Here is a 24,225-nt window from a genome sequence, read left to right as displayed (position 1 = left end):
TGCCGGGATGCTTCAGGCGCTCGCCGTATTTTCGCCACCAGCGCCTCCTTCGGCGGTCACTTCGACCGCGCGGCGGGACGCGCCGGATAAATTCTTTATACCAATGTTCCGTTACCGTCGGAGCCGCTCCTGACCGAACGTGCCTGTGGGCGCCGTCCCTGCCGGAGTGGTGATCCGTGCGTGCAACTCGTTGCTTCTCATCAAGCGGGGTGAGCAACCAGCCCCGGGCGCAAGTAAAATAACCGTTTATTGCTTGCAGCCTGCGTTCGCCGCGTGGTCCGAGTCAAGGATAACCCTCTTGGGGTTCGCAGGACATTTGGCCGTTTGGCCTACCATTGCGTCGGCGCTGGGCAAATTATATTCAGAATGAAAGGGTTAGGCAAAACATCCCAGAATCAGGTCGCAAGCGACCAGGTTTCGTTCGTCGAAATCGACGAGGGCGCGGCCGGTCAGCGCATCGACAATTTTCTCGTGCGCGTCTGTAAAGGCGTGCCGAAGAGCCACATCTATCGCATTTTGCGCAGCGGGGAAGTGCGCGTAAATAAGGGCCGGGTCGACGCGCAATATCGGCTCGCGGAAGGCGACATCGTGCGCGTGCCGCCCATTCGCACGTCGCAATCGAGTACGCCCGCCGGTGCCGCACCGGTGCCGGCGGCCCAGTTTCCGATCATCTACGAGGACGACGCGCTGCTCGTCATCGACAAGCCCGCCGGCGTGGCCGTGCACGGCGGCAGCGGCGTGGCGTTCGGCGTGATCGAGCAGTTGCGCGAGGCGCGCCCGCAGGGCAAGTTTCTCGAACTGGTCCACCGGCTCGACCGCGAAACGTCGGGCGTGCTCATGCTCGCGAAGAAGCGCGCCGCGCTCGTCGGCCTGCATGCGCAGATGCGCGACAACCAGACCGACAAGCGCTATTTCGCCTGCGTCCACGGCGAATGGGCGAGCGACTGGGGCCGCCGGCGCGCCGTGAAGGAGCCGCTTCACAAGTATCTGACCCCGGAAGGCGAGCGCCGCGTGCGCGTGCAGCCGGACGGCATGCCCTCGCATACGGTGTTCAATCTCGTCGAGCGCTGGCCGGGTTACGCGCTGCTCGAAGCAGAGTTGAAAACAGGCCGCACGCACCAGATCCGCGTGCACCTCGCTCACCTCGGGCTGCCGATCGTCGGCGACGCGAAGTACGGCGACTTCGCGCTCAACAAGGAACTTGCACGCACGGGGGCGCGGCCGGGCATCAAGCGCATGTTCCTGCATGCGCACCGGTTGAAGCTTGCTCACCCGATTACGGGCGCCCCGTTGCAGTTCGAGGCGCCGTTGCCGCCGGATTGCCGCGGCTTCGTCGATGCGCTGCGCGCGCAGCGCGAAAGCGGCGCTAGCGAAGACAGCGCGGCGGCCCGGCCTGGCGCGGCCCGTCCCGAATGACACCGAATCTGACAGCGTTTGGAGAAGTCCTGCATGGCTCGAGAGTTATTTGATCTGATTGTGTTCGACTGGGATGGCACCCTGATGGACTCGACCGCCCATATCACGCGCAGCATCCAGGCGGCGTGCCGCGACCTCGGTCTGCCCGTGCCCGGCGACGAAGCGGCGAGCTATGTCATCGGCCTCGGCCTGCGTGAGGCGCTGCAGATTGCCGCGCCCACGCTCGATCCGGCCGACTACCCGCGGCTCGTGGAGCGCTACCGCATCCATTATTTGTTGAAGGACCAGCAGACCGAGCTGTTCGCAGGCGTACGCGAGATGCTCACGGAACTGCGCGACACCGGCTACCTGCTTGCCGTGGCGACGGGCAAGAGCCGGGTGGGGTTGAACCGCGCACTGGCGGATTCGCGGCTCACGAGCCTCTTCGACGGCACGCGCTGCGCCGACGAGACCTTCTCGAAGCCGCATCCCGCCATGCTTCAGGAACTCACGCGTGAATTGGGGCAGGATCTTGGCCGTACGGTGATGATCGGCGACACGACGCACGACCTGCAGATGGCGATCAACGCGGGCGCGGCGGGCGTTGGCGTCGCGTATGGCGCGCATGCGAGCGGCGCGCTCGAAAAGCTCGAGCCGCGCTTCGTCGCGCAGGACGTGGCCGCGCTTGCGCTCTGGCTTCGGGAGAACGCATGAGCACGGCGCCGCAGGCACCGGCGAGCGAGCCCGTGCGCGTGTGCGCGGCCGAAGAACTCGCCGAGGGCGGCGAGGGGCGGCGCATGAACGCGACCTACGCGGGCGGCGACGCTGTGGTGTTCTTCGTGCGCTACGCAGGCGAGGTGTACGGGTATCTGAACCGCTGCGCGCACGTGCCGATGGAACTCGACTGGGTCGAGGGCCAGTTCTTCGAGTCGTCGGGGCTCTATCTGATGTGCGCCACGCACGGCGCGATCTACCAGCCCGACACGGGCAAGTGCGTGGGCGGACCGTGCCGCGGCGGCCGTTTGCGCCCCGTGCAAGTCGAGGAACGCGACACGCCGGAGGGCCGTGCGGTATTCTGGCTGCCGGACGACGCTTTGCGTCCGACCCCAACCTGATCACTGACCTTCGACCCGTTATCCGCTCGCATGTCCGACAATCCGACCCCTGATTCGAACGAAGCGCCGCGCGCGGCTTCGTCAGACCGCGGCGCGTCCGCGCCTGGCTGGGAGCGCGAGGCGCTCGAACGCATCGCGCTGGCGGCGATCACCGAACAGCGTGCGGCGCGGCGCTGGCGGATCTTCTTTCGCTTCGCGTTTCTCGCGGTGTTCGTGGTCATCGCGTGGGCGATCCTTGATCTTTCAGGCGCGCGCGTGGAGAGTGAAGGGCGCCATACGGCGCTCGTTTCGCTCGACGGCGAAATCGGCTCCGACACTCCCGCGAACGCGGAGGACATCATCAGCGCGCTGGACAGCGCCTTCGACGACGACGGCACTGCGGGCGTGGTTCTGCACATCGACAGCCCCGGCGGCAGCCCGGTGCAGGCCGGCATCATCAACGACGAGATCCACCGTCTGCGCACGAAGTACCCGGCCATCCCGCTGTATGTGGTGGTGGGCGACATGTGCGCTTCGGGGGGCTATTACGTCGCGGCAGCCGCCGACAAGATCTACGTCAACAAGGCGAGCATCGTGGGCTCGATCGGCGTGCTGATGGACGGTTTCGGCTTTACCGGACTCATGGACAAGCTCGGGGTTCAGCGGCGCCTGCGCACCTCCGGCGAAAACAAGGGCTTCTTCGATCCCTTTTCGCCCGATACGCCGAAAATGGACGCGCACGCCCAGGAGATGCTCGACCAGATCCACCAGCAGTTCATCGACGCCGTGAAGGCGGGCCGCGGCAAGCGCCTGAAGGACTCGCCGGACATTTTCTCGGGCCTGTTCTGGACCGGGCAGAAGAGCGTGGAACTCGGTCTCGCGGATGGCTACGGCGACACCGATTACGTGGCGCGCGAAGTCATCAAGGCGCCGGACGTCGTCGACTACACGGTCAAGCAGAGCCTCACCGACCGCGTGGCGAAGCGCGTGGGCGCGAACATCGGTTCGGCCGCCGTGCATTCGCTGCTGATGGGCGGCAAGCTCTCGGTGCACTGAGCGCTAACGGCGCTTCGACTTCCGGACGTCCGCAAGGAAAATCGGCCGCTGCGCGAGGGTTGCGCAGCGGCCGATTCGTTTTTGCGCGGCGAGGCGCGTTCAGTTCGCGAGCAGCAGGAAAATCGCCGGCCGTTTTTGCAATTCGGGCGCGGGCTTCTTCTTCCAGTCCGACACGGCGCGGCTCACGATCGTCTCGGCGGGCAGCGTGAGATCGGCGGCGACGCACACGAGCGTGGAGGGCGCGCAGGTCGCGAGCAGGGCGTCGAGCAGCGTGCGGTTGCGATAGGGCGTTTCGATGAAGATCTGCGTCTGCTTGCCCTTGCGCGAGGTCTGCTCCAGTTCGCGTAGCCTTTTCACGCGCTCGTTCGCGTCGACGGGCAGGTAGCCGTGAAACGCGAAGCTCTGGCCGTTCAGGCCCGACGCCATCAACGCGAGCAGGATCGAGCTCGGGCCTACGAGCGGCACGACCTTGATGCCGCGCTCGTGCGCGCGCCGCACGAGCAGCGCGCCCGGATCGGCGACCGCCGGTACGCCCGCTTCTGACACGAGCCCCGTGTCGATGCCCGCGAGGAGCGGCGCGAGCAGCTTGTCGACTTCGCCTGCCGGCGTGTTGACGTTCAGCTCGCGGATGTCGATTTCCTGGATCGGACGCGTCGTGCCCACGCGCTTGAGGAAGGCGCGCGTGGTCTTCGCGTTTTCGCCGATATAGCTTGCGAGCGTGCCCGCGCGTTCGCGCACGGGCATGGGGAGGACCGCGTTGAGCGCGGCATCGTCGCCTTCGCCGAGCGTGTTGGGGATCAAATAGAGGGTGCCGAGGCTCATGCTTGCATCTCCAGCAGCGGATAGCCCGCGGCAAGCAGCATGCGCGTGAGCGCAATGAGCGGCAGGCCGATCAGGGCGGTGGGATCGTCCGATTCGATCGCTTCGAGCAGCGCAATGCCGAGCCCTTCCGCTTTCGCGCTGCCCGCGCAGTCGTAAGGCGTTTCGGCGCGCAGATAGGCGTCGAGCGCGGCATCGGGCAACGCGCGAAAGCGCACCTTCGTCACGATGTCGACGGTATCCGTTTGGCCAGTAGCGGTGTCGAGCAGACTCAGGGCACTATGGAACAACACGTCGCGGCCGCGCATGGCCTGCAACTGCTCGAGCGCGCGCTCGTGCGTGCCGGGCTTGCCGATCTGGCGGCCATCGAAGGTGGCAACCTGGTCGGAGCCGATCACGAGCGTGCGCGCGGCGCCGGCGGGCAGGGCGGTGGCCACGGCACGGGCTTTCGCGGCGGCGAGGCGCAGCGCCGTCGCCTCGGGCGTTTCGCCGGGGTGCGGCGTTTCGTCGATGGCGGGCACGGCAGTCTCGAAAGGAATGCGCAGACGTTCGAGCAGCTCGCGCCGGTAGCGCGAGCTGGAGGCGAGGATGAGGGCGGGGCGGCCCGTGCGCGGGGCCTGCGAGAGAGAATCCTGCATGTTCGATCGGAGTATGAAAACGGCTGCGAATATGACTGGAACGTGCGGCTGTGATTTGGGGTTTTCGGGGCGATTTCGTCTCGAAAACAGGGGCGGATTTCCCGCAAAACGTCATCAAAGGCGCCCGAAAACCGCGCTCGCACAGACACTTGCGTACGCGAGCTTAAGTGTTTGACTCGCAAAGATAAAGGCGATATGATTTTGGGCTTTTCATCGGTATGCTCTCGTCGCACGTCTTGTGCGGGCGCCTGTGCCGATGGTCAATGCAGGCCAGTGCGGGCCGGTACGAGCTGGATTGCTGCGAGCCGCTGTCGGCTTTCGCGCATCGCTCGCCGGTTACCCGGGCCGTGAAGCAGGAGAGCGCACATGACCGAACATTCTGGTAAGCCTGCTGGCGCCGAACTGAATCCGCGTGACTTCGATCTCTTCGAATTCGCGCGTAGCGAGCGCGAGGCAGCGGGCGTCGTGCGCGTCTCGCAACTGCCGCGCATGTTAAACGAAGTCCCGGCCGAGGCGCCAGATCGCGATACCGCGTTCACCTGGCAGGCCGCGGGCTTTACCCAGCAGGAATTGCAGGACAACGGCACTGAAGGGCCGCAGCCATACCTGCGCCTTGCCGTTCACGGTGGTGCGTGGCTCACGTGCCAGCGGTGCCTGGCTCCGTACGAGCAGGCATTCAATGCGGATGCGACCTTCCGTATCGTCCAGACGGAAGAAGAGGCGGACGAGTTTCCGCTCGACGACGATGAAGTCGAAGTGATCGTGGGCTCGCGCCATTTCGATCTCGTCGACTTGATCGAAGAGGAGCTGTTGCTCGCGCTGCCGCTGGTGCCGAAGCACGAAGTCTGTCCGGAGATTCACGAAAGTCTCGCCTCGGGTCCCGACGGCGCGGAGGGCGTGGATTCCGTGGACGACGTGCCGGAGCAGGAAATCGAGCCGGAAGAGCGCGTCAACCCGTTTGCGGCGCTCGAATCGCTCAAGAAGGACGGTCCCGGCAGTAAGCACTAAGGTCAGCCTTAGTCGGCTGCGCGGGGCAGGCAGTACCAGACGCGAGGGCCTGAGCCCGGAGTCCGGCCACCCCCCAAGGGTGGCGGCGGCCGGATCGGGCTGTGTTAGAATTCGGAAAATTTTCAGGAGTTATCATGGCAGTTCAACAAAACAAGAAGTCGCCGTCGAAGCGCGGTATGCACCGCTCGCACGATTTCCTCACGGGCGCGCCGCTGGCCGTCGAGCCGAGCACGGGTGAAGTGCATCTGCGTCACCACATCAGCCCGAACGGCTACTACCGCGGCAAGAAAGTCGTCAAGACCAAGAACGACTAATCGTTTCAGCGTGCGGCGCATGGCTTGCAGCCTGGCGCCGCATCTGACGATCACGTTCGCTTGACCATATTTCGGCTCGGCAAAAAAGGCGGCATTCAACTGCCGCTTTTTTATGCCTGAAATCCGTCGCATTCCATGACTGTTACGCTCACGATAGATTGCATGGGAGGCGACCACGGCCCGTCTGTGACGGTGCCTGCCGCAGTCCATTTCGTCCGCTCGCACCCCGACGCGCATCTCATGCTCGTGGGCGTCGAGTCGGCGGTTCGCGCCCAGTTGAAAAAGCTGAAGGCGGCGGACCATCCCGCGCTTACCGTCGTGCCCGCCACCGAGGTCGTCGAAATGGACGATCCGGTCGAAGTCGCCCTGCGCAAGAAAAAAGATTCGTCGATGCGCGTCGCGCTCAATCGCGTGAAAGAGGGCGAGGCGCAAGCCTGCATCTCGGCCGGCAACACCGGCGCGCTCATGGCCGTTTCGCGCTACGTGCTCAAGACACTGCCTGGCATCGAACGTCCGGCTATCGCCTTTGCATTGCCCAATCCGCGCGGTTACACGACGATGCTCGACCTCGGTGCGAACGTCGACTGCGAGCCGCAGCATCTGCTGCAGTTCGCGGAGATGGGCCACGCGCTCGTTGCGGCGCTCGAGGGCAAGGATCGCCCAACCATCGGGCTCCTGAATATCGGCGAAGAAGTCATCAAGGGCAATGAGACCATCAAGCGCGCGGGCGAGCTCCTGCGCGCGAGCACGCTGAACTTCCGCGGCAACGTCGAAGGCAACGACATTTACAAGGGCACCGTCGACGTCATCGTCTGTGACGGTTTCGTTGGGAATGTCGCGCTCAAGACGTCTGAGGGCCTCGCGCAGATGCTCAACGACATGATCAAGGAAGAGTTCGGCCGCTCGTGGCTCACCAAGCTCATGGCAATTGCCGCTCTGCCCGTGCTGATGCGCTTCAAGAAGCGCGTGGACCATCGCCAGTACAACGGCGCGGCGCTGCTGGGCTTGAAGAGCCTCGTCATCAAGAGTCACGGCTCGGCCGATGCCTACGCGTTTGAGTGTGCGATCAATCGCGGGTATGATGCCGTCAAAAATGGCGTGCTGGAGCGCCTCGCGCGCGCCATGGAAGAAAACGCCGGTTCGCTCGAACAGGCGGCAGACGAGCCCGGCGGCGCCCAGAATGTGCAAGCCGCGCAGGCGGGGCAGGCGACTAGCGTGCCCAGCCAGGCAGCGGGCGAAGTACCGCCCGGCGCCGCATCATCCTCGAAGGCATAATGGCTCAATCGACTCTCTATTCCCGCGTGATCGGCACGGGCAGTTACCTTCCGCCTGATCGCGTCACCAACCAGGAACTGGCCGAACGGCTCGCCGCAAAAGGCGTCGAGACGAGCGACGAGTGGATCGTGGCCCGCACGGGCATTCACGCGCGCCACTTCGCCGCGCCCGACGTCACGACGAGCGATCTCGCGCTTGCGGCGTCGCAGCGCGCGATCGCGGCGGCCGATGTCGATCCGCAGTCGATCGACCTCATCATCGTCGCCACTTCCACGCCCGATTTCGTGTTTCCGAGCACGGCCTGCCTGTTGCAGAACAAGCTCGGCATCCGCAATCACGGTGCGGCGTTCGACGTGCAGGCTGTGTGTTCGGGCTTCGCGTACGCCGTTTCGGTGGCCGACAGCCTGATCCGCAGCGGCCAGCACCGCACGGCGCTCGTGGTCGGTGCGGAGACCTTCTCGCGTATTCTCGACTTCAATGACCGCACCACCTGCGTGCTGTTCGGCGACGGTGCCGGCGCGATCGTGCTGCAGGCGTCGAACGAACCGGGCGTGCTCGCGAGCGCGCTGCACGCCGACGGCAGCTACGCGCACATCCTGTGCACGCCGGGCAACGTGAATGGCGGCGTGATCGCGGGCAACGCGTTCCTGCACATGGACGGCCAGGCGGTGTTCAAGCTTGCTGTGAACGTGCTCGAAAAGGTCGCGATCGAGGCGCTCGACAAGGCGCAGCTCACCGCCGACCAGGTCGACTGGCTGATTCCGCACCAGGCCAACATCCGCATCATGCAGGGCACCTGCCGCAAGCTCGGCCTGCCCGCCGAGCGCATGGTGGTGACGGTGGGCGAGCATGGCAACACCTCGGCGGCCTCGATCCCGCTCGCTTTCGACGTCGCGGTGCGCGACGGCCGCATCAAGCGCGGCCAGAACGTGCTGATCGAAGGCGTGGGCGGCGGCTTCACCTGGGGCGCTTCCGTCATCCGCTTCTAAGCATCCTGAGCGGGCTTTCGCGCTCCCGCAGCCGGGCTGTGCGCACGACATGCACGTTGTGCGCAGCCGGCGGCGGTTCATCCGAGCGCATTGCCCACCCGTATTGAACGAATTTGGGGACGTTATGAAATTCGCGTTCGTTTTTCCCGGACAAGGCTCGCAGGCCGTCGGCATGCTCGACGCCTTCGCCGATAACGCCATCGTGCGCGAGACGCTGCAAGAAGCGTCCGACGCGCTCGGCCAGGACCTCGGCAAGCTGATCGCCGAAGGCCCCGCTGAAGAGCTCAACCTCACCACCAACACCCAGCCGGTCATGCTCACCGCCGCCTACGCCGTGTATCGCGCGTGGCAACAGGCGGGCGGCCCGGCGCCGGCGATCGTCGCGGGCCACAGCCTCGGCGAATACACGGCGCTCGTCGCCGCCGGCGTGCTCGCGTTCCGCGACGCCGTGCCGCTCGTGCGCTTTCGCGCCCAGGCCATGCAAAGCGCGGTGCCGGTGGGCGAGGGCGGCATGGCCGCCGTGCTCGGCCTCGACGACGACACGGTGCGTGCAGTCTGCGCCGAAGCCGCGGCCGCGAGCGGCGGCGTGGTCGAAGCCGTGAACTTCAACGCGCCGGCGCAAGTCGTGATCGCCGGCCATAAGGGTGCGGTCGAGAAGGCCTGCGAAGTCGCCAAGGGCAAGGGTGCCAAGCGCGCGCTGCCGCTGCCGGTTTCGGCGCCGTTCCACTCGTCGCTGCTCAAGCCCGCCTCGGATCAGTTGCGCGATTACCTCGCGAGCGTCACGCTGAACGCGCCGCAAATTCCCGTGGTGAACAACGTCGACGTGGCCTTCGAAACCGATCCCGCGAAGATCCGCGACGCGCTCGTGCGTCAGGCCGCGGGTGCGGTGCGCTGGGTCGAGTGTGTGCAGGCCATCGCGGCGCAAGGCGCGACGCACGTGGTCGAATGTGGTCCGGGCAAGGTGCTCGCGGGCCTCACCAAGCGTATCGACGGCAACCTGGTCGGCGCCTCGGTGCTCGATCCGAAGTCGCTCGACGAAGCGCTCGCGCTTCTGAAGGCCTAAGCGCCTACGTCACCACCGCTAACGGATTCAAACGATGGAAAAGACTCTCGACAATCAAGCCGCAATCGTGACCGGCGCCACGCGTGGCATCGGCCGCGCGATCGCGCTGGAACTGGCGCGCCAGGGCGCGACGGTGATCGGTACGGCCACGAGCGAAGCCGGCGCGCAGGCGATTTCGGCCGCTTTCGAAGAAGCGGGCCTGAAGGGCCGCGGCGCCGTGCTCAACGTGAACGACGCCGCGGCGGCAGAAGCGCTCATCGACGCAACGGTCAAGGAATTCGGCGGTCTTGCGATCCTCGTGAACAATGCGGGCATCACGCAGGACAACCTGGCGATGCGCATGAAGGACGACGAATGGGATGCGGTCATCGACACGAACCTGAAGTCGGTGTTCCGCCTCTCGCGCGCCGTGCTGCGCCCGATGATGAAGGCCAAGGGCGGCCGCATCATCAACATCACGTCGGTGGTGGGCTCGTCGGGCAACCCGGGTCAGGCCAACTACGCGGCCGCGAAGGCCGGCGTGGCGGGCATGACGCGCGCGCTTGCACGCGAGATCGGCAGCCGCGGCATTACCGTGAACTGCGTCGCGCCGGGTTTCATCGACACCGACATGACGAAGGACCTGCCGGCTGAGCAGCAAGCCGCGCTCAAGCAGCAGATTCCGCTGGGCCGCCTTGGCAGCCCGGACGACATCGCGCACGCGGTCGCGTTCCTCGCGTCGCCGCAGGCGGCCTATATCACGGGCACGACGTTGCACGTGAACGGCGGCATGTATATGTCTTAACCGGATTCAGGTACTATCCGCGCCTTGATGCGCTTGTGTAAAAACCTTGCTCAAGCGCCGTCGCGGATAGCCTTCCGGAACCTTGAGCGCCGCTTTTCAGCCAGGTCAAACCTGATAAAATGCGCGCACTCGCATTCATGAGCTAACTTTTTTCCCTTGGAGGGGTAATGGACAACATCGAACAGCGCGTCAAGAAGATCGTCGCCGAGCAACTGGGCGTCGCCGAAGCTGAAATCAAGAACGAAGCTTCGTTCGTGAACGATCTGGGCGCCGACTCGCTCGACACCGTTGAACTGGTCATGGCTCTGGAAGACGAGTTCGGCATGGAAATCCCGGACGAGGAAGCCGAGAAGATCACGACGGTTCAGCAAGCGATCGACTACGCTCGCGCGAACGTCAAGGCCTAAGCGCCCGATTCCCGCCTGGGCCGCGCAACGCTTGCGCTGGCGGCCCGCGAGGACGCTCGCCCGTGAAACCGCATACGCCTGCCGCACTCGCTGCGGGGCATCTGCTGGTCAACTAGCCACAGGGCTCACAGGAGCATTTCCTGTGGCCTCTGTGGCTTTTGTTTTTGTCATCTATGGATAAGGGGTTACCGTGAGCCGTCGTCGAGTTGTTGTTACAGGCCTGGGGCTGATTTCGCCTGTTGGCAATAATGTTGCCGACGGCTGGGCCAATCTGGTCGCCGGGAAGTCCGGCATCGCCAACATCACGAAGTTCGACGCGACGAACTTCTCGACCCGTTTTGCCGGCGAAGTGAAGGGCTTCAACGTTGAAGACTACATGCCGGCGAAAGAAGCGCGCCATATGGATACGTTCATCCATTACGGCATCGCTGCGGGCATGCAGGCGATCCAGGACAGCGGTCTCGAAGTCACTGAAGCGAACGCGGAGCGCATCGGCGTGAACGTCGGCTCGGGCATCGGCGGCCTGCCGATGATCGAAGTCACGCAAACCGAACTGCTCAACCGCGGTCCGCGCCGCATCTCGCCGTTCTTCGTGCCTGCCTCGATCATCAACATGATCTCGGGCCATCTGTCGATCAAGTACGGCCTCAAGGGCCCGAATCTGGCAATGGTCACGGCTTGCACGACCGGCTTGCACTGCATTGGTGAAGCGTCGCGTCTGATCGAATACGGCGACTGCGACGTGATGATTGCGGGCGGCGCGGAATCGACCGTTTCGCCGCTGGGCATCGGCGGCTTCGCGGCCGCGCGTGCGCTCTCGCAGCGCAACGACGATCCGGCAACGGCGAGCCGTCCGTGGGACAAGGACCGTGACGGTTTCGTGCTCGGCGAAGGCGCAGGCGTGATGGTGCTCGAAGAGTACGAACACGCGAAGGCGCGCGGCGCAAAGATCTACGCGGAAATCGGCGGCTACGGCATGAGCGGCGATGCGTATCACATGACCGCTCCGCTCGAAGACGGCGACGGTGCGCGCCGCTGCATGCTCGCCGCGATGAAGAACGCGGGCGTCAACACCAGTGAAGTGGACTGGTTGAGCGCGCACGGCACGTCCACGCCGCTCGGCGACCTCGCGGAAACCACGGCGATCAAGCGCGCCTTCGGCGATCATGCGAAGGATATCGTCGTGAACTCGACCAAGTCCATGACGGGCCACCTGCTGGGTGGCGCGGGCGGTCTGGAGTCGGTGTTCACGGTGCTGGCCGTGCACAACCAGGTGTCGCCGCCGACGATCAACATCTTCAACCAGGATCCGGCATGTGACCTGGACTACTGCGCGAACACCGCGCGGGACATGAAGATCGACGTCGCGCTGAAGAACTCGTTCGGGTTCGGCGGCACGAACGGCACGCTCGTATTCAAGCGTCACGCTTGATTCCGCACGACGAGACAGCGGCCGCGCCGCGTAGTACACACGCTACTTCGGCCGGCCGCGTTCCTGCTTTCCCCTCGCGGCGCGTGCTCGCGCCGCTTCTTTCCCTGCGTCCCTCCCTCGCGCTGCAACTGCTCGTTGCCGCAGGTCTCGGCGTGGCCACGGCCGCCGTCTACACGACGCTTGCGCCATGGCTCGGCGGCTGGCAAGCGTTGCCGCTTACGCTGGCGTTCCTCGCGAGCGGCGGCCTCGTGGCTGCGGCGTGGCGTCGCAAGCAACCGGCATTCATCGAAATCGGGTCAGATTACCTGGCGGCGTATTCACGCGATGGCGCCTGCCTCGCGGCCGGGCGCCTTGCCGGTGCGTCGCAATGGGGTACATGGCTGCTCGCACTCGTCGTGGAGCAGGGTGCACGCCGCGCGACGATTCTCGTTGCCGCCGACGCTGTTGCCGCCGATACCTTCCGTACGCTCGCCGTGCGCGCGCACAGCGCGGCCGGCCGCTGAGCTTCCCTTCGCTGTAAAGCTTGTAACCGCTGTTACTCGCGTAACGTGAGACCGTGGCGAGGACGCTACAATGGTGCCCCCATGTCTCCTTCATGTGCTAACGGATTTTTCAGGTGAGCGAAAAAGAAATTGATCAGGTTCTGGTCGAGCGCGTGCAACAAGGCGACAAGGCCGCGTTCGAGCTCCTGGTCTCGAAATACCACCGCAAGATCATCCGGCTGATCTCGCGCCTCGTGCGGGACCCCGCCGAGGTCGAGGACGTGGCCCAGGACGCCTTCATCAAGGCTTACCGCGCACTACCGCAGTTTCGTGGCGAATCGGCTTTCTATACGTGGTTGTACCGGATTGCTGTCAATACGGCGAAGAACTACCTTGCGACCCAGGGAAGACGCGCGCCGACTTCTACTGAGGCAGATGCAGAAGAAGCGGAAACTTTCTCGGACGCCGATCAACTAAGGGATATCAATACGCCCGAGTCGATGTTGATGAGCAAGCAGATCGCACAGACGGTCAATGCTGCGATGGCGGTTTTACCGGAAGAGCTGCGCACCGCCATTACGCTTCGGGAAATAGAAGGCCTAAGCTACGAAGAGATCGCCGAAATGATGGGGTGCCCGATCGGCACCGTCAGATCGAGAATTTTCCGCGCTCGGGAAGCCATTGCGGCAAAATTGCGTCCGCTGCTGGACACTCCGGAAGGCAAGCGCTGGTAAGAAGAACAACCAGTTTCGCCCCGGGCGGCGACGCGATTCATCAGAATGAGTAGGTGTCACCAGGGACGTCTGTCAGGAAATGGGGAGCATCATGGGTTCGGTCTCGATGCAATCGGTATCAAGCTCGCGCGGCGAGCGTCTGTCCGCCTTCGTCGACGGTGAAGCGTCGGCGCAGGAGCATCTGAACGGAAAATATCTGGAACTCGACGGCGAAGGGCGCGCAGCCTGGTCGGAGTACCACCTGATCGGCGACGTGCTGCGCTCTGACGATCTGGCACTTAGTCAGGCCGCGAGCCGCGCTTTCATGACGGGTTTCGCAGCGCGTTTCGAAGCGGAGCCGCATCTGCTCGCACCGGCCGCGCTGCCGCAGGTGCAGGCTGGCCGCAATGAGCGCGTGGGCCGTATTCTGGCGCTGCGCCGCCGCGTGGTGCCGTCGTTGGCCGTGGCCGCCGCCGCTGCTACGCTCACGTGGATCGTCATGCCGCAAATGCGCGGCGTGGGCATGGCCGGTGCGCCGCAAATCGCCGCCGTCCAGTCGCAGGGCGACGGCGTGCAGCGCGTGGCGATGAACACCACGCCGGCGCCTCTCACCGGCGCTCAGGACGGTAATATCATCCGCGACGCGCGCCTCGACGAATACCTCCAGGCGCATCAGCAGTTCGCGCAGCAGCCGGTTATGTCGGATTCCATGCCGTACATCCGCTCAGCCGCTCTCACCACGCAAGGCCAATAAGTTTGATGCAGACATTGCGGTTGAATAAAAAGACGATCTGGGGGCGGTTGCCGGCATTCCTGTGCTGCGCAGCCGTGATGTTCACCGCTCTGTCTGTCGCCCCGTGTGCCCACGCGCAAGGCGCGTCCGCGGCCGATGCCGCCACGCGCCAGAGCGCGGCGCAGTTGCTCGACCGCATCCAGCAGGCTGCTCAGCAGCAAAGCTACGAAGGCACCTTCGTCTACCAGCGCGGCGAGTTCGTGCAGTCCTCACGCATCACGCACTACGCCTCGAAGCAGGACGGCGAGTTCGAGAAGCTCGAAAGCCTCGACGGCAAGCCGCGCACGATGCTGCGCCACAACGACGATCTTTATACCTTCGTGCCCGAGCGCAAGCTGCTCGTCGTCGAAAAGCGCCAGAACAAGGACGCTTTCCCGGCGCTGCTCTCCACGAGCGGTGACCAGGTGCTGGGCGTGTACGAGCCGAAGCTGCTCGGCAACGACCGTGTGGCGGGCCTCGACAGCCAGGTGATCCAGCTCGACCCGAAGGACAATTTTCGCTTCGCCTACAAGCTGTGGGCCGACGCGAAAACCGGACTGCTGCTGCGTTCGCAGATGCTCGACCCTTCGAACGGCCAGGTGCTCCAGCAACTCGCGTTCACGCAGGTACGCATCGGCGGCCCCGTCGACAAGACGCCTATCGTGAACGGCATGCGCAATATCGAGGGCTGGAACGTGGTGCGTCCGCCGCTGCAGCCGGTCGATATCGAAGCGCAGGGTTGGTCGTTTGGCCAGGCCGCGCCGGGCTTCCAGAAGATTCGTGAAGTGCGCCGGCCCATGGCCGCACGCGACGCCAGCGATCCGCCTATTCCGGTCGATCAGGCTGTGTTCTCTGACGGACTGTCCACGCTTTCCGTCTTTATCGAACCGGTGAAGAACAACAGTCGCAAGGAAGGCTCGGGCAGCAGTGGTGCGACCCACGTGCTCGTGAAGCGCAACGGCGATTACTTCATCACGTTGCTCGGAGAAGTGCCCCAGACCACGTTGCAGCAGTTCGCGTCTGCCATAGAATACAAGGCTCCCAGGTAACTCCTCCTTCGGCTGACTTCGATATGACGATTCTCCCGCTGCGCAAATTCTTCGCGGCCGCGGTCGTGGCGGCATGCCTGCCGTTCGCACCGCACGTGGCATCGGCGGCGCCGGCTGCCAACTTGCCCGATTTCGCCGACCTCGTGGACAAAGTGGGGCCATCGGTCGTCAATATCCGCACCACCACACGCGTCTCCACGGCGCAGCGCGGCCTCCCGCCGGGGATGGATCAGGGCGACATGTCGGAATTCTTCCGCCGCTTCTTTGGCATCCCGCTCCCGCAAGGGCCGCAGGGTGGACAAGGCGGCGGTCAGGGCGGCGGCGGTCAAGGAGGAAGCCAGGGCGGTGGCGGTTCGGACTCGGGCCCGGACAGCGGCAACGATACCGAACAGAACAGCGGCGTCGGCTCGGGCTTCATCCTTTCGAGCGACGGCTACGTGATGACCAATGCGCACGTGATCGATGACGCGGACAGCATCTATGTGACGCTCACCGACAAGCGCGAATTCAAGGCGAAGCTGATCGGCGTGGACGATCGCACGGACGTTGCCGTCGTGAAGATCCAGGCCGCGAATCTCCCGGCCGTGACGATGGGCGATTCGAACAAGGTGCGCGTGGGCGAGTGGGTCGTGGCGATCGGTTCGCCGTTCGGCCTCGAGAACACCGTGACGGCGGGCATCGTGAGCGCGAAGGGGCGCGATACCGGCGACTATCTGCCGTTCATCCAGACCGACGTGGCCGTGAACCCCGGCAACTCCGGTGGCCCGCTCATCAACATGCAAGGCGAGGTGATCGGCATCAACTCGCAGATCTATAGCCGCACCGGCGGCTTCATGGGCATTTCGTTCGCGATTCCGATCGACGAGGCGATGCGCGTGGCAGATCAGCTGAAGTCGACGGGCAAGGTCACGCGCGGCCGCATTGCCGTGGCGATCGGCGAGGTGACGAAGGACGTGGCCGATTCGCTCGGCTTGCCCAAGGCGCAAGGCGCGCTCGTCTCCAGCGTCGAGCCGGGCGGCCCGGCTGACAAGGCAGGCATCCAGCCGGGCGACATCATCCTGAAGTTCAATGGCGCGAGCGTCGACGCCGCGACCGACTTGCCGCGCATGGTTGGCGACACGAAGCCGGGCACCAAGGCGACTGTGACGATCTGGCGCAAGGGCGCGACACGCGATCTGCCGATCACGATCGCCGAGATGCAGACCGACAAGAGCGCGAAGGCCGACCAGAAAAAGGCGCCCGATCCCAAGCCGCGCGCGATGGGTGCGCTCGGTATCGCGGTGGTCGATATCCCCGCCGACCAGCTCGCCCAGCTCAAGATCAAGGGCGGTGCGATGGTGGATTCGGTGGACGGCCCGGCAGCGCGCGCCGGCCTGCAAAAGGGCGACATCATCCTGCGCGTGGGCGACACGGATATCACGGGCGCGAAGCAGTTCCAGGACGTCACGGCGCATCTCGACCCGCAGAAGATGGTGGCGGTGCTCGTGCGGCGCGGCGACAACACGCAGTTCGTGCCGCTGCGCCCGCGCGCACCGGGCCAGAAGTAACGCGCGGTGCGCCCGCCCTTGCGGTCTTCGCCGGCGTCGCCGGGCGCGCTCGAGCGTGCGAGCGCGCACCTCGTGCTGTACGGGCGCGCGTGGTGTCATCTGTGCGAGGACATGCGCGTCGCGCTCGAGCCGCTCGCCGCGGCGGCGGGTGCGCGGCTCGACGTGATCGATGTCGATTCCGACCCCGCGCTGCAGGCCCGTTACGACGAACTCGTGCCGGTGCTCCTTTGCGACGGCATCGAGCTGTGCCACTACCATCTCGACGAGGCGCGCGTGCGCGCGACGCTCGGGCTCGCCGCCGACGCGCCGGGCGCGCTGCAGAAGCCGCCGAGCGGTGCGTGAAACACGCGTGCGGTGGGCCGCGCAACATGCAAGCGCGCCATGACACATCCGTTACATCAGCGGACGGTTCGCCCGTGGGACCCCTTTTCGGCTAAAATAGTCCGGTTTTTCATCTGTTTACGAGGCGTGCCACGCAATCGTTGGGGCGCGCCTTTTTCGCTTGATCGGCACTGAATGGATCATATTCGTAACTTCTCGATCATTGCGCACATCGACCATGGCAAGTCGACGCTCGCCGATCGCATCATCCAGCTGTGCGGCGGCTTGTCCGACCGCGAAATGGAATCGCAGGTGCTCGACTCGATGGATCTCGAGCGCGAGCGCGGCATCACCATCAAGGCGCAGACCGCCGCGCTCTCGTACAAGGCGCGCGACGGCAAGGTCTACAACCTGAACCTGATCGACACGCCCGGGCACGTCGACTTCTCGTACGAGGTGAGCCGCTCGCTCTCCGCGTGCGAGGGCGCGCTGCTCGTGGTGGACGCGAGCCAGGGCGTCGAGGCGCAGACGGTGGCGAACTGCTACACCGCGATCGAACTCGGCGTGGAAGTCGTGCCGGTGCTCAACAAGATCGACCTGCCCGCCGCCAACCCCGAAAACGCCATCGAAGAAATCGAGGACGTGATCGGCATCGACGCGACCGACGCCACGCGCTGCAGCGCGAAGACCGGTCTCGGCGTGGAAGACGTGCTCGAATCGCTCATCGCCAAGGTGCCGCCGCCCAAGGGCGATCCGGAAGCACCGCTGCAGGCGCTCATCATCGACTCGTGGTTCGACAACTACGTGGGCGTGGTGATGCTCGTGCGTATCGTCAACGGCACGCTGCGTCCGAAGGACAAGATCAAGCTGATGGCCACCGGCGCGCAGTATCCGGTCGAGCACGTCGGCGTGTTCTCGCCGAAGTCGCGCAACCTCGACTCGCTGTCGGCGGGGCAGGTGGGCTTCATCATCGCCGGCATCAAGGAACTCGCTGCGACGAAGGTGGGCGACACCGTTACGCTCGCCACGAAGCCGGCGTCCGAGCCGCTGCCAGGCTTCAAGGAAGTGAAGCCGCAGGTGTTCGCGGGTCTCTATCCGGTCGAGGCGAACCAGTACGACGCGCTGCGCGAATCACTCGAAAAGCTCAAGCTCAACGACGCCTCGCTCCAGTACGAGCCGGAAGTGTCGCAGGCGCTCGGCTTCGGCTTCCGCTGCGGCTTCCTGGGTCTCCTGCACATGGAAATCGTGCAGGAGCGTCTCGAGCGCGAGTTCGACATGGACCTCATCACCACGGCACCAACCGTGGTGTACGAAGTCGTGCAGGCGGACGGCACCCTGATCAAGGTCGAGAACCCGGCGAAGATGCCGGAGCCCTCGAAGATCGGTGAGATCCGCGAGCCGATCGTGACCGTGAATCTGTACATGCCGCAGGACTATGTGGGTTCGGTCATCACGCTCTGTACGCAGAAGCGCGGCAACCAGATCAACATGCAGTACCACGGCCGCCAGGTGCAGCTCACCTACGAAATTCCGATGGCGGAGATCGTGCTCGACTTCTTCGACCGTCTGAAGTCGGTGTCGCGCGGTTATGCGTCGATGGACTACGAGTTCAAGGAATACCGCAGCTCGGACGTCGTGAAGGTCGACATGCTGATCAACGGCGACAAGGTCGATGCGCTGTCCGTCATCGTGCACCGCACGCAGTCGCAGTACCGCGGCCGCGAAGTGGCGGCGAAGATGCGCGAGATCATTCCGCGCCAGATGTACGACGTGGCCATTCAGGCCGCGATCGGCGCGCACATCATCGCGCGCGAGAACATCAAGGCGCTGCGCAAGAACGTGCTGGCCAAGTGCTACGGCGGCGACATCACGCGTAAGAAGAAGCTGCTCGAAAAGCAGAAGGAAGGCAAGAAGCGGATGAAGCAGGTCGGCTCGGTCGAGATTCCGCAAGAGGCCTTCCTCGCCATCCTTCGTGTCGAAGATAAATAATTAACGCAAATAAGCCGGACAACGGATCTCTACATGAATTTTGCGCTGATACTTTTTGTGCTCGTTCTCTTGACGGGCGTTGCGTGGGTTGCAGACAAACTGGTGTTCATGCCGCGTCGGCGCCTCGCCGCCGATGCGGCGGTCGCGGAGTTCGACCGTCAACAGGAGCGTATCGGCGAGCGTTTTGCCGATGAAAACGCACCTGCCACGCGTCAGAACCTGCGCAACGAAAAGCTGCGCCAGCCGTGGTGGCTCGAGTACACGGCGAGCTTCTTTCCCGTCATCCTGATCGTGTTCCTCGTCCGCTCGTTCGTCGTGGAGCCGTTCAAGATCCCGTCGGGTTCGATGGTGCCGACGCTGCTCGTGGGTGACTTCATCCTCGTGAACAAGTTCGACTACGGCATCCGTCTGCCGATCACGAACACGAAGGTCACGCAGGGCCGGCCGCTCGAGCGCGGCGACGTGGTCGTGTTCCGCTATCCGAAAGACGAGTCGGTCGACTACATCAAGCGCGTGATCGGCCTGCCGGGCGACGTGGTGTCCTATCAGGACAAGCAGCTCACGATCAATGGCAAGCCGGTGCCGGAAGTGCCGCAAGGCGACTTCTTCGACGAAGAGCGCATTGGCTACGCGAAGCAGTTCACGGAAGACCTTGGCAACGGCCGCAAGAACAACATCCTGAACAACCCCGCGGTGCCGCCGTTCATCGTGGGCGCAGAGGACTACCCGTATCGCGACAACTGCCAGTACAACGCACGCGGCGTGATCTGCAAGGTGCCGCCGGGCAACTACTTCATGATGGGCGACAACCGCGACAACAGTGCGGACAGCCGCTACTGGGGCTTCGTGCCCGACGCGAACATCGTGGGCCGCGCGTTCTTCATCTGGATGAACTTCAGCAACCTGCGTCGCATCGGTTCGTTCGAGTAATGTGTGTTTGATCGACGTGCGATGCACGTTGATCACGCTGCGCGAAGAAGCCAAAGAAGCCGCAACAAAAAGCGCATGCGCGAACACGAGTCTTGCTCGCATAACTCGCATCGCATCTTCGCGCGCTACTTGAAGAATCCTCGGTAACGTCGCTTCATCACGGTTTTTCGCCCGCCGCCCCCTGTTTTCGCCGGGGGCGGCGGGCGCGTTATACTCTCCCCATGCCCCAATCTCCGTTGGAAAGCCGTTTGCGCTACGAATTTCGCAATGCGGAATTGCTGCGCCAGGCTTTAACCCACCGCAGTCACAGTGCCACGCATAACGAACGCCTCGAATTCCTCGGTGATTCGGTTCTGAATTGCGCGGTGGCTGCCCTATTGTTCCAACGTTTTGGCAAGCTGGACGAGGGCGACCTCTCGCGCGTGCGCGCGAATCTGGTCAAGCAGCAGTCGCTCTACGAGATCGCTCAGGCCCTCAATATTGCCGACGGCCTGCGTCTCGGCGAAGGCGAGCTGCGCAGCGGCGGCTTCCGCCGCCCGTCGATCCTCGCGGACGCGCTGGAAGCGATCTTCGGGGCGATCTTCCTCGATGGCGGCTTCGACGCCGCCCAGACCGTCATCAAGCGCCTCTACGTGCCGATCCTCGATCACATCGATCCGCGCACGCTCGGCAAGGATTCCAAGACGCTGCTGCAGGAGTACCTGCAAGGCCACAAGATCGCGTTGCCGACCTACACGGTGGTCGCGACGCATGGTGCGGCGCACAATCAGCAGTTCGAAGTCGAATGCACGGTGCCGAAGCTCGACGTGAAGGTGTCGGGCTCGGGCGCGAGCCGTCGCGCGGCGGAGCAGGCCGCGGCGAAGAAGGCGCTCGACGAGGTCATGGCCGCGGCTCCTGCGCTGGTTGCGAAGCCGCGCCGCTCGAAGGGCGCGCGTGCGCCCAAGCCGGAGCCCGAGGTCGTCCCGGGCGTGACAGGCGTGCAGGGCGCGCTCGATCTGCGCTCTCCGGAGCGCCGCGAGCGCATCTCGGCGCGCAGCGAGCGTCCGGCGCAAACCGCGGCGGCCGAAGGCGCGCCGCTCGCGGTGATCCGCGCCGCGCACGTGCAGGAGCGCCCGGCGGAGAAAGCCGAACGCGGTGCGGAGAAATCGGGCGACAAGCCAGCGGGCGACAAGCCAGCGAGCGACAAGCCAGCCGATAAAGCGGCGGGCTTCGATGCCGTACCGAGCGCCGGCGCCATTGGCCACCGTTCACCCCCTGTGAAGGCCGAATCGGCGCTGCGCACCGTCGAGCGCGCGCAAACCGCTACGCCCGGCGGCACCAGCACCAATGCTGAGACGCATGCCGAAGCCAGTACCGCTATTCCCGTGCGCGCGGCCGATGCCGGCCACTGATTCCACCGAGGCGCGCCGCGCGCGCGCCTCCCGTTTTTCTATTCCGGTCCGATCATGAACGCTCCCACTTCCACTCCTGCCGGTTTCCGTTGCGGCATGGTCGCGATCGTCGGCCGTCCGAACGTTGGCAAATCGACGCTGATGAACGCGCTGGTCGGCCAGAAGATCAGCATCACGTCGCGCAAGGCGCAGACCACGCGCCATCGCATCACCGGCATCAACACGATCGACGACGCGCAGTACATCTTCGTCGATACGCCGGGCTTCCAGACGCGCCACAGCACGGCGCTCAACCGTTCGCTCAACCGCGCGGTGACTTCCACGCTCAGCTCGGTCGATGCCGTGCTGTTCGTGATCGAGGCCGGCAAGTTCGGCCCCGACGATCAGAAGGTGCTCGACCTGATTCCGCCGAATGCGCCTACGATCCTGATCGCCAACAAGATCGACCGCGTGAGCGACAAGGCCACGCTGTATCCGTTCATCCAGCAGGTGCAGGGGCTGCGCGAGTTCCGCGAGATCGTGCCGCTCTCGGCCATGAATCCCGACGACATCAAGCGCCTGCTCGTGACTCTCAAGCCGTATCTGCCCGAAGGCGAGCCGATCTACGGCGAAGACGATCTCACCGACCGCAGCGAGCGTTTCCTCGCCGCCGAGATCCTGCGCGAGAAAGTGTTCCGCTGGACCGGCGACGAACTGCCGTACACGAGCACGGTGCTGATCGACAAGTTCGAGCAGGAAGGGCGCCTGCGCCGCGTTTTCGCGACGATTCTCGTCGAGCGCGACACGCAGAAGGCGATGGTGATCGGCCAGAAGGGCGCGAAGCTCAAGCAGATCAGCACTGATGCGCGCCTCGACATGGAAAAGCTCTTCGACGGTCCCGTTTATCTCGAAACCTTCGTGAAGGTGAAGAGCGGCTGGGCCGACAACGATGCCGGGCTGCGCGCCTACGGTTACGAGTAAGCACGACGGGCACCGCGTATGAGTGACGGCGCAGCCGGAACCCTGCACGACGACTGGCCCGCGCACGACGAGGCGCAGGCCGACGAGGCATTCGCACCGGGCGAAGCGTCCGAATCCCGCGGCACGCGGCGCTCGCCCGCAAAAGGCACGGCGCTTGCGCGCAGCACGCAGGCGTCGAAAGGCGCCGCCACGCGCAACGCGATGACCGAAGGTGCCGACGCCACGCTCGAAGGCCGCGCCGAACCGCGGCCCGCCCGCAAGACCACTGCGCGCTCGCAACTGCCGCGTGCTTCACGCAGCACGACCCCCGATTACCGCATCGCCGAGCAGCCGGCTTTCGTGCTGCACAGCTATCCGTACCGCGAGACGAGCCTGATCATCGATGTGCTTTCGCGCGATCACGGCCGCGTAGCGCTCGTCGCGAAGGGCGCGAAGCGTCCGCATTCGGCGTTGCGCGGCGTGTTGCAAACGTTCCAGCCCCTCGCACTTTCGTGGACCGGCAAGGGCGAGGTGCGCACGCTCACGGGTGCCGAATGGGTCGGCGGCATGTTGCCGCTGACGGGCGACGCGCTTCTGTGCGGCTTCTATGTGAACGAACTGCTCGTGAAGTTCATCGCGCGCGAAGACCCGCATCCCGAACTCTTTCGCCACTACGTCGTCACGCTCACGCGCCTCGCGCACGACGAGCCGCCCGTGCAGGTGCTGCGCTCGTTCGAGCGCGTGCTGTTGCGCGAGGCGGGCTACGCGCTCGCGCTCAACCGCACCGTGAACCGCAAGGCCGTGGTGGCTGAAGGCCGCTACGTATTCGATCCGGAACGCGGCGTGCGCGAAGCATCGGACGAATGGCCAGCACAATGGCCCCTGCTTTCGGGCCAGACGTTGCTCGACATGGAAGAGGACGATTACCATCGACCCCAGACGGTTGCGCAGAGCAAGGCGCTCATGCGTTTCCTGCTGAACACTTACCTTGGCGGCACGCCGCTCGCGACGCGCCAGATCCTGATCGACTTGCAGAACCTATGAGCTTCTTTCTCACTTCGCCCAACGTGATCGACCTCGGCGTGAACATCGACCACGTCGCCACGCTGCGCAACGCGCGCGGCACCGCTTACCCCGACCCGATCCGCGCAGCGTTGCTCGCCGAAGAGGCGGGCGCCGACGCGATCACGCTGCATTTGCGCGAGGATCGCCGCCATATCGTCGACGCCGACGTGCGTGCGCTGCGCCCGCAACTGAAAACGCGCATGAATCTCGAATGCGCGGTGACGGCCGAGATGCTCGACATCGCGTGCGAGATCAAGCCGCACGACGTCTGCCTCGTGCCCGAAAAGCGCGCGGAACTGACGACCGAAGGCGGGCTCGACGTCGCAGGCAACTTCGACGCTGTTGCCGCCGCCTGCCGTCAGCTTGCGGATGCGGGCTGCCGCGTCTCGCTTTTCATCGACCCGGACGAAACGCAGATCCGCGCTGCGCACGAAACGGGCGCGCCCGTGATCGAGCTGCACACGGGCCGCTACGCCGAAGCGCACGACGCCGGCGAGCAGGAGCGCGAATTCGAGCGCGTGGTGACGGGCGTGAACTGCGGCAACAGCCTCGGACTGAAGGTGAACGCCGGCCACGGCCTGCACTACACGAACGTGCAGCAGATCGCGGCCATCGACGGCATCGTCGAGCTGAATATCGGCCACGCGATCGTTGCGCACGCCATCTTCGCGGGCTGGGAGAACGCAGTGCGCGAAATGAAGGCGATCATGGTCGCGGCGCGCCTCGGCACGCGCGGCTGATTGCAGCCCCGCG

General features: G+C 64.8%; 26 protein-coding genes. 24 read left to right on the top strand and 2 right to left on the bottom strand.

Annotation, left to right across the window (positions count from 1 at the left end):
• The first annotated feature begins 366 nt into the window (after window positions 1-366).
• Genes U5A58_RS19665 through U5A58_RS19650 form a run of 4 tightly spaced genes read left to right on the top strand, consistent with a single transcriptional unit; the run spans window position 367 to window position 3,545 of the window.
• Window positions 367-1,416 (top strand): RluA family pseudouridine synthase, encoded by a 1,050-nt coding sequence (locus U5A58_RS19665; RefSeq protein ID WP_321962671.1) that lies wholly within the window; start codon window positions 367-369, stop codon window positions 1,414-1,416.
• 33 nt (window positions 1,417-1,449) lie between these two features.
• The gene (locus U5A58_RS19660; RefSeq protein WP_321912553.1) at window positions 1,450-2,109 is read left to right on the top strand and encodes an HAD-IA family hydrolase; all 660 of its coding nucleotides are present in this window, start codon (window positions 1,450-1,452) and stop codon (window positions 2,107-2,109) included.
• A complete protein-coding gene (locus U5A58_RS19655) occupies window positions 2,106-2,510 on the top strand; it encodes a Rieske (2Fe-2S) protein (protein ID WP_321962670.1) in 405 nt (134 codons plus the stop codon). Before U5A58_RS19660 ends, U5A58_RS19655 begins: the two co-directional genes overlap by 4 nt.
• Window positions 2,511-2,540: 30 nt before the next feature.
• Complete coding sequence (locus U5A58_RS19650) at window positions 2,541-3,545, top strand: S49 family peptidase (RefSeq protein ID WP_321912551.1); 1,005 nt, start codon at window positions 2,541-2,543, stop codon at window positions 3,543-3,545.
• A gap of 99 nt (window positions 3,546-3,644) precedes the next feature.
• Here U5A58_RS19650 and U5A58_RS19645 read toward each other — a convergent pair whose 3' ends face one another.
• Together U5A58_RS19645 and U5A58_RS19640 are read right to left on the bottom strand one after the other, a co-directional pair.
• Window positions 3,645-4,367, bottom strand: coding sequence for an SAM-dependent methyltransferase (locus U5A58_RS19645; RefSeq protein ID WP_321962669.1), 723 nt, complete (start codon window positions 4,365-4,367; stop codon window positions 3,645-3,647).
• Window positions 4,364-5,002: a Maf-like protein gene (locus U5A58_RS19640; protein WP_321962668.1), complete on the bottom strand. Its 639-nt coding sequence runs from the start codon at window positions 5,000-5,002 to the stop codon at window positions 4,364-4,366. Before U5A58_RS19640 ends, U5A58_RS19645 begins: the two co-directional genes overlap by 4 nt.
• A gap of 366 nt (window positions 5,003-5,368) precedes the next feature.
• Here U5A58_RS19640 and U5A58_RS19635 point away from each other — a divergent pair, with 366 nt between their 5' ends.
• The 20 genes from U5A58_RS19635 (at window position 5,369) to pdxJ (ending at window position 24,212) form a co-directional block, all read left to right on the top strand.
• Complete coding sequence (locus U5A58_RS19635) at window positions 5,369-6,010, top strand: DUF177 domain-containing protein (RefSeq protein ID WP_321962667.1); 642 nt, start codon at window positions 5,369-5,371, stop codon at window positions 6,008-6,010.
• A gap of 134 nt (window positions 6,011-6,144) precedes the next feature.
• On the top strand, window positions 6,145-6,324 hold the full coding sequence (rpmF, locus tag U5A58_RS19630; protein WP_018441573.1) for a 50S ribosomal protein L32: 180 nt from the start codon (window positions 6,145-6,147) through the stop codon (window positions 6,322-6,324).
• Between the two features lie 135 nt (window positions 6,325-6,459).
• Entirely contained in the window at window positions 6,460-7,599 is a 1,140-nt protein-coding gene (gene plsX, locus U5A58_RS19625; RefSeq protein ID WP_321962666.1) for a phosphate acyltransferase PlsX, read from the top strand.
• Window positions 7,599-8,588: a beta-ketoacyl-ACP synthase III gene (locus U5A58_RS19620; RefSeq protein ID WP_321962665.1), complete on the top strand. Its 990-nt coding sequence runs from the start codon at window positions 7,599-7,601 to the stop codon at window positions 8,586-8,588. The genes plsX and U5A58_RS19620 overlap by 1 nt, the downstream gene beginning before the upstream one ends.
• Before the next feature lie 124 nt (window positions 8,589-8,712).
• A complete protein-coding gene (gene fabD / locus U5A58_RS19615; protein WP_321912542.1) occupies window positions 8,713-9,651 on the top strand; it encodes an ACP S-malonyltransferase in 939 nt (312 codons plus the stop codon).
• Between the two features lie 34 nt (window positions 9,652-9,685).
• On the top strand, window positions 9,686-10,435 hold the full coding sequence (gene fabG / locus U5A58_RS19610) for a 3-oxoacyl-ACP reductase FabG (protein WP_321936107.1): 750 nt from the start codon (window positions 9,686-9,688) through the stop codon (window positions 10,433-10,435).
• 167 nt (window positions 10,436-10,602) lie between these two features.
• Window positions 10,603-10,842, top strand: coding sequence for an acyl carrier protein (gene acpP / locus U5A58_RS19605; RefSeq protein ID WP_004197638.1), 240 nt, complete (start codon window positions 10,603-10,605; stop codon window positions 10,840-10,842).
• 190 nt (window positions 10,843-11,032) lie between these two features.
• Entirely contained in the window at window positions 11,033-12,274 is a 1,242-nt protein-coding gene (gene fabF / locus U5A58_RS19600; protein ID WP_321948767.1) for a beta-ketoacyl-ACP synthase II, read from the top strand.
• A gap of 83 nt (window positions 12,275-12,357) precedes the next feature.
• Window positions 12,358-12,777 (top strand): protein YgfX, encoded by a 420-nt coding sequence (locus U5A58_RS19595; protein ID WP_321962664.1) that lies wholly within the window; start codon window positions 12,358-12,360, stop codon window positions 12,775-12,777.
• 113 nt (window positions 12,778-12,890) lie between these two features.
• On the top strand, window positions 12,891-13,490 hold the full coding sequence (rpoE, locus tag U5A58_RS19590) for an RNA polymerase sigma factor RpoE (protein WP_158758258.1): 600 nt from the start codon (window positions 12,891-12,893) through the stop codon (window positions 13,488-13,490).
• A gap of 91 nt (window positions 13,491-13,581) precedes the next feature.
• Window positions 13,582-14,223 (top strand): sigma-E factor negative regulatory protein, encoded by a 642-nt coding sequence (locus U5A58_RS19585; protein ID WP_321936104.1) that lies wholly within the window; start codon window positions 13,582-13,584, stop codon window positions 14,221-14,223.
• A gap of 5 nt (window positions 14,224-14,228) precedes the next feature.
• A complete protein-coding gene (locus U5A58_RS19580; protein WP_321962717.1) occupies window positions 14,229-15,290 on the top strand; it encodes a MucB/RseB C-terminal domain-containing protein in 1,062 nt (353 codons plus the stop codon).
• A 23-nt stretch (window positions 15,291-15,313) separates the two neighbouring features.
• The gene (locus tag U5A58_RS19575) at window positions 15,314-16,837 is read left to right on the top strand and encodes a DegQ family serine endoprotease (RefSeq protein WP_321912533.1); all 1,524 of its coding nucleotides are present in this window, start codon (window positions 15,314-15,316) and stop codon (window positions 16,835-16,837) included.
• Between the two features lie 18 nt (window positions 16,838-16,855).
• On the top strand, window positions 16,856-17,179 hold the full coding sequence (locus U5A58_RS19570; protein WP_321962663.1) for a glutaredoxin family protein: 324 nt from the start codon (window positions 16,856-16,858) through the stop codon (window positions 17,177-17,179).
• Window positions 17,180-17,353: 174 nt separating this feature from the next.
• Window positions 17,354-19,147: a translation elongation factor 4 gene (lepA, locus tag U5A58_RS19565; protein ID WP_321962662.1), complete on the top strand. Its 1,794-nt coding sequence runs from the start codon at window positions 17,354-17,356 to the stop codon at window positions 19,145-19,147.
• A 33-nt stretch (window positions 19,148-19,180) separates the two neighbouring features.
• On the top strand, window positions 19,181-20,077 hold the full coding sequence (lepB, locus tag U5A58_RS19560; RefSeq protein WP_321936103.1) for a signal peptidase I: 897 nt from the start codon (window positions 19,181-19,183) through the stop codon (window positions 20,075-20,077).
• Between the two features lie 221 nt (window positions 20,078-20,298).
• A complete protein-coding gene (rnc, locus tag U5A58_RS19555) occupies window positions 20,299-21,468 on the top strand; it encodes a ribonuclease III (RefSeq protein WP_321962661.1) in 1,170 nt (389 codons plus the stop codon).
• A 54-nt stretch (window positions 21,469-21,522) separates the two neighbouring features.
• Window positions 21,523-22,428: a GTPase Era gene (gene era / locus U5A58_RS19550; RefSeq protein WP_321912524.1), complete on the top strand. Its 906-nt coding sequence runs from the start codon at window positions 21,523-21,525 to the stop codon at window positions 22,426-22,428.
• 18 nt (window positions 22,429-22,446) lie between these two features.
• Window positions 22,447-23,451, top strand: a complete 1,005-nt coding sequence (gene recO, locus U5A58_RS19545) for a DNA repair protein RecO (RefSeq protein ID WP_321962660.1) — start codon at window positions 22,447-22,449, stop codon at window positions 23,449-23,451.
• A complete protein-coding gene (pdxJ, locus tag U5A58_RS19540; protein ID WP_321912520.1) occupies window positions 23,448-24,212 on the top strand; it encodes a pyridoxine 5'-phosphate synthase in 765 nt (254 codons plus the stop codon). The genes recO and pdxJ overlap by 4 nt, the downstream gene beginning before the upstream one ends.
• The last annotated feature ends 13 nt before the right edge of the window (window positions 24,213-24,225 follow it).

The sequence above is a fragment of the Paraburkholderia sp. J7 genome (genome assembly GCF_905220155.1).
Classification (GTDB): Bacteria; Pseudomonadota; Gammaproteobacteria; order Burkholderiales; family Burkholderiaceae; genus Paraburkholderia.
This window is presented reverse-complemented; position numbering and strand designations above follow the sequence as displayed.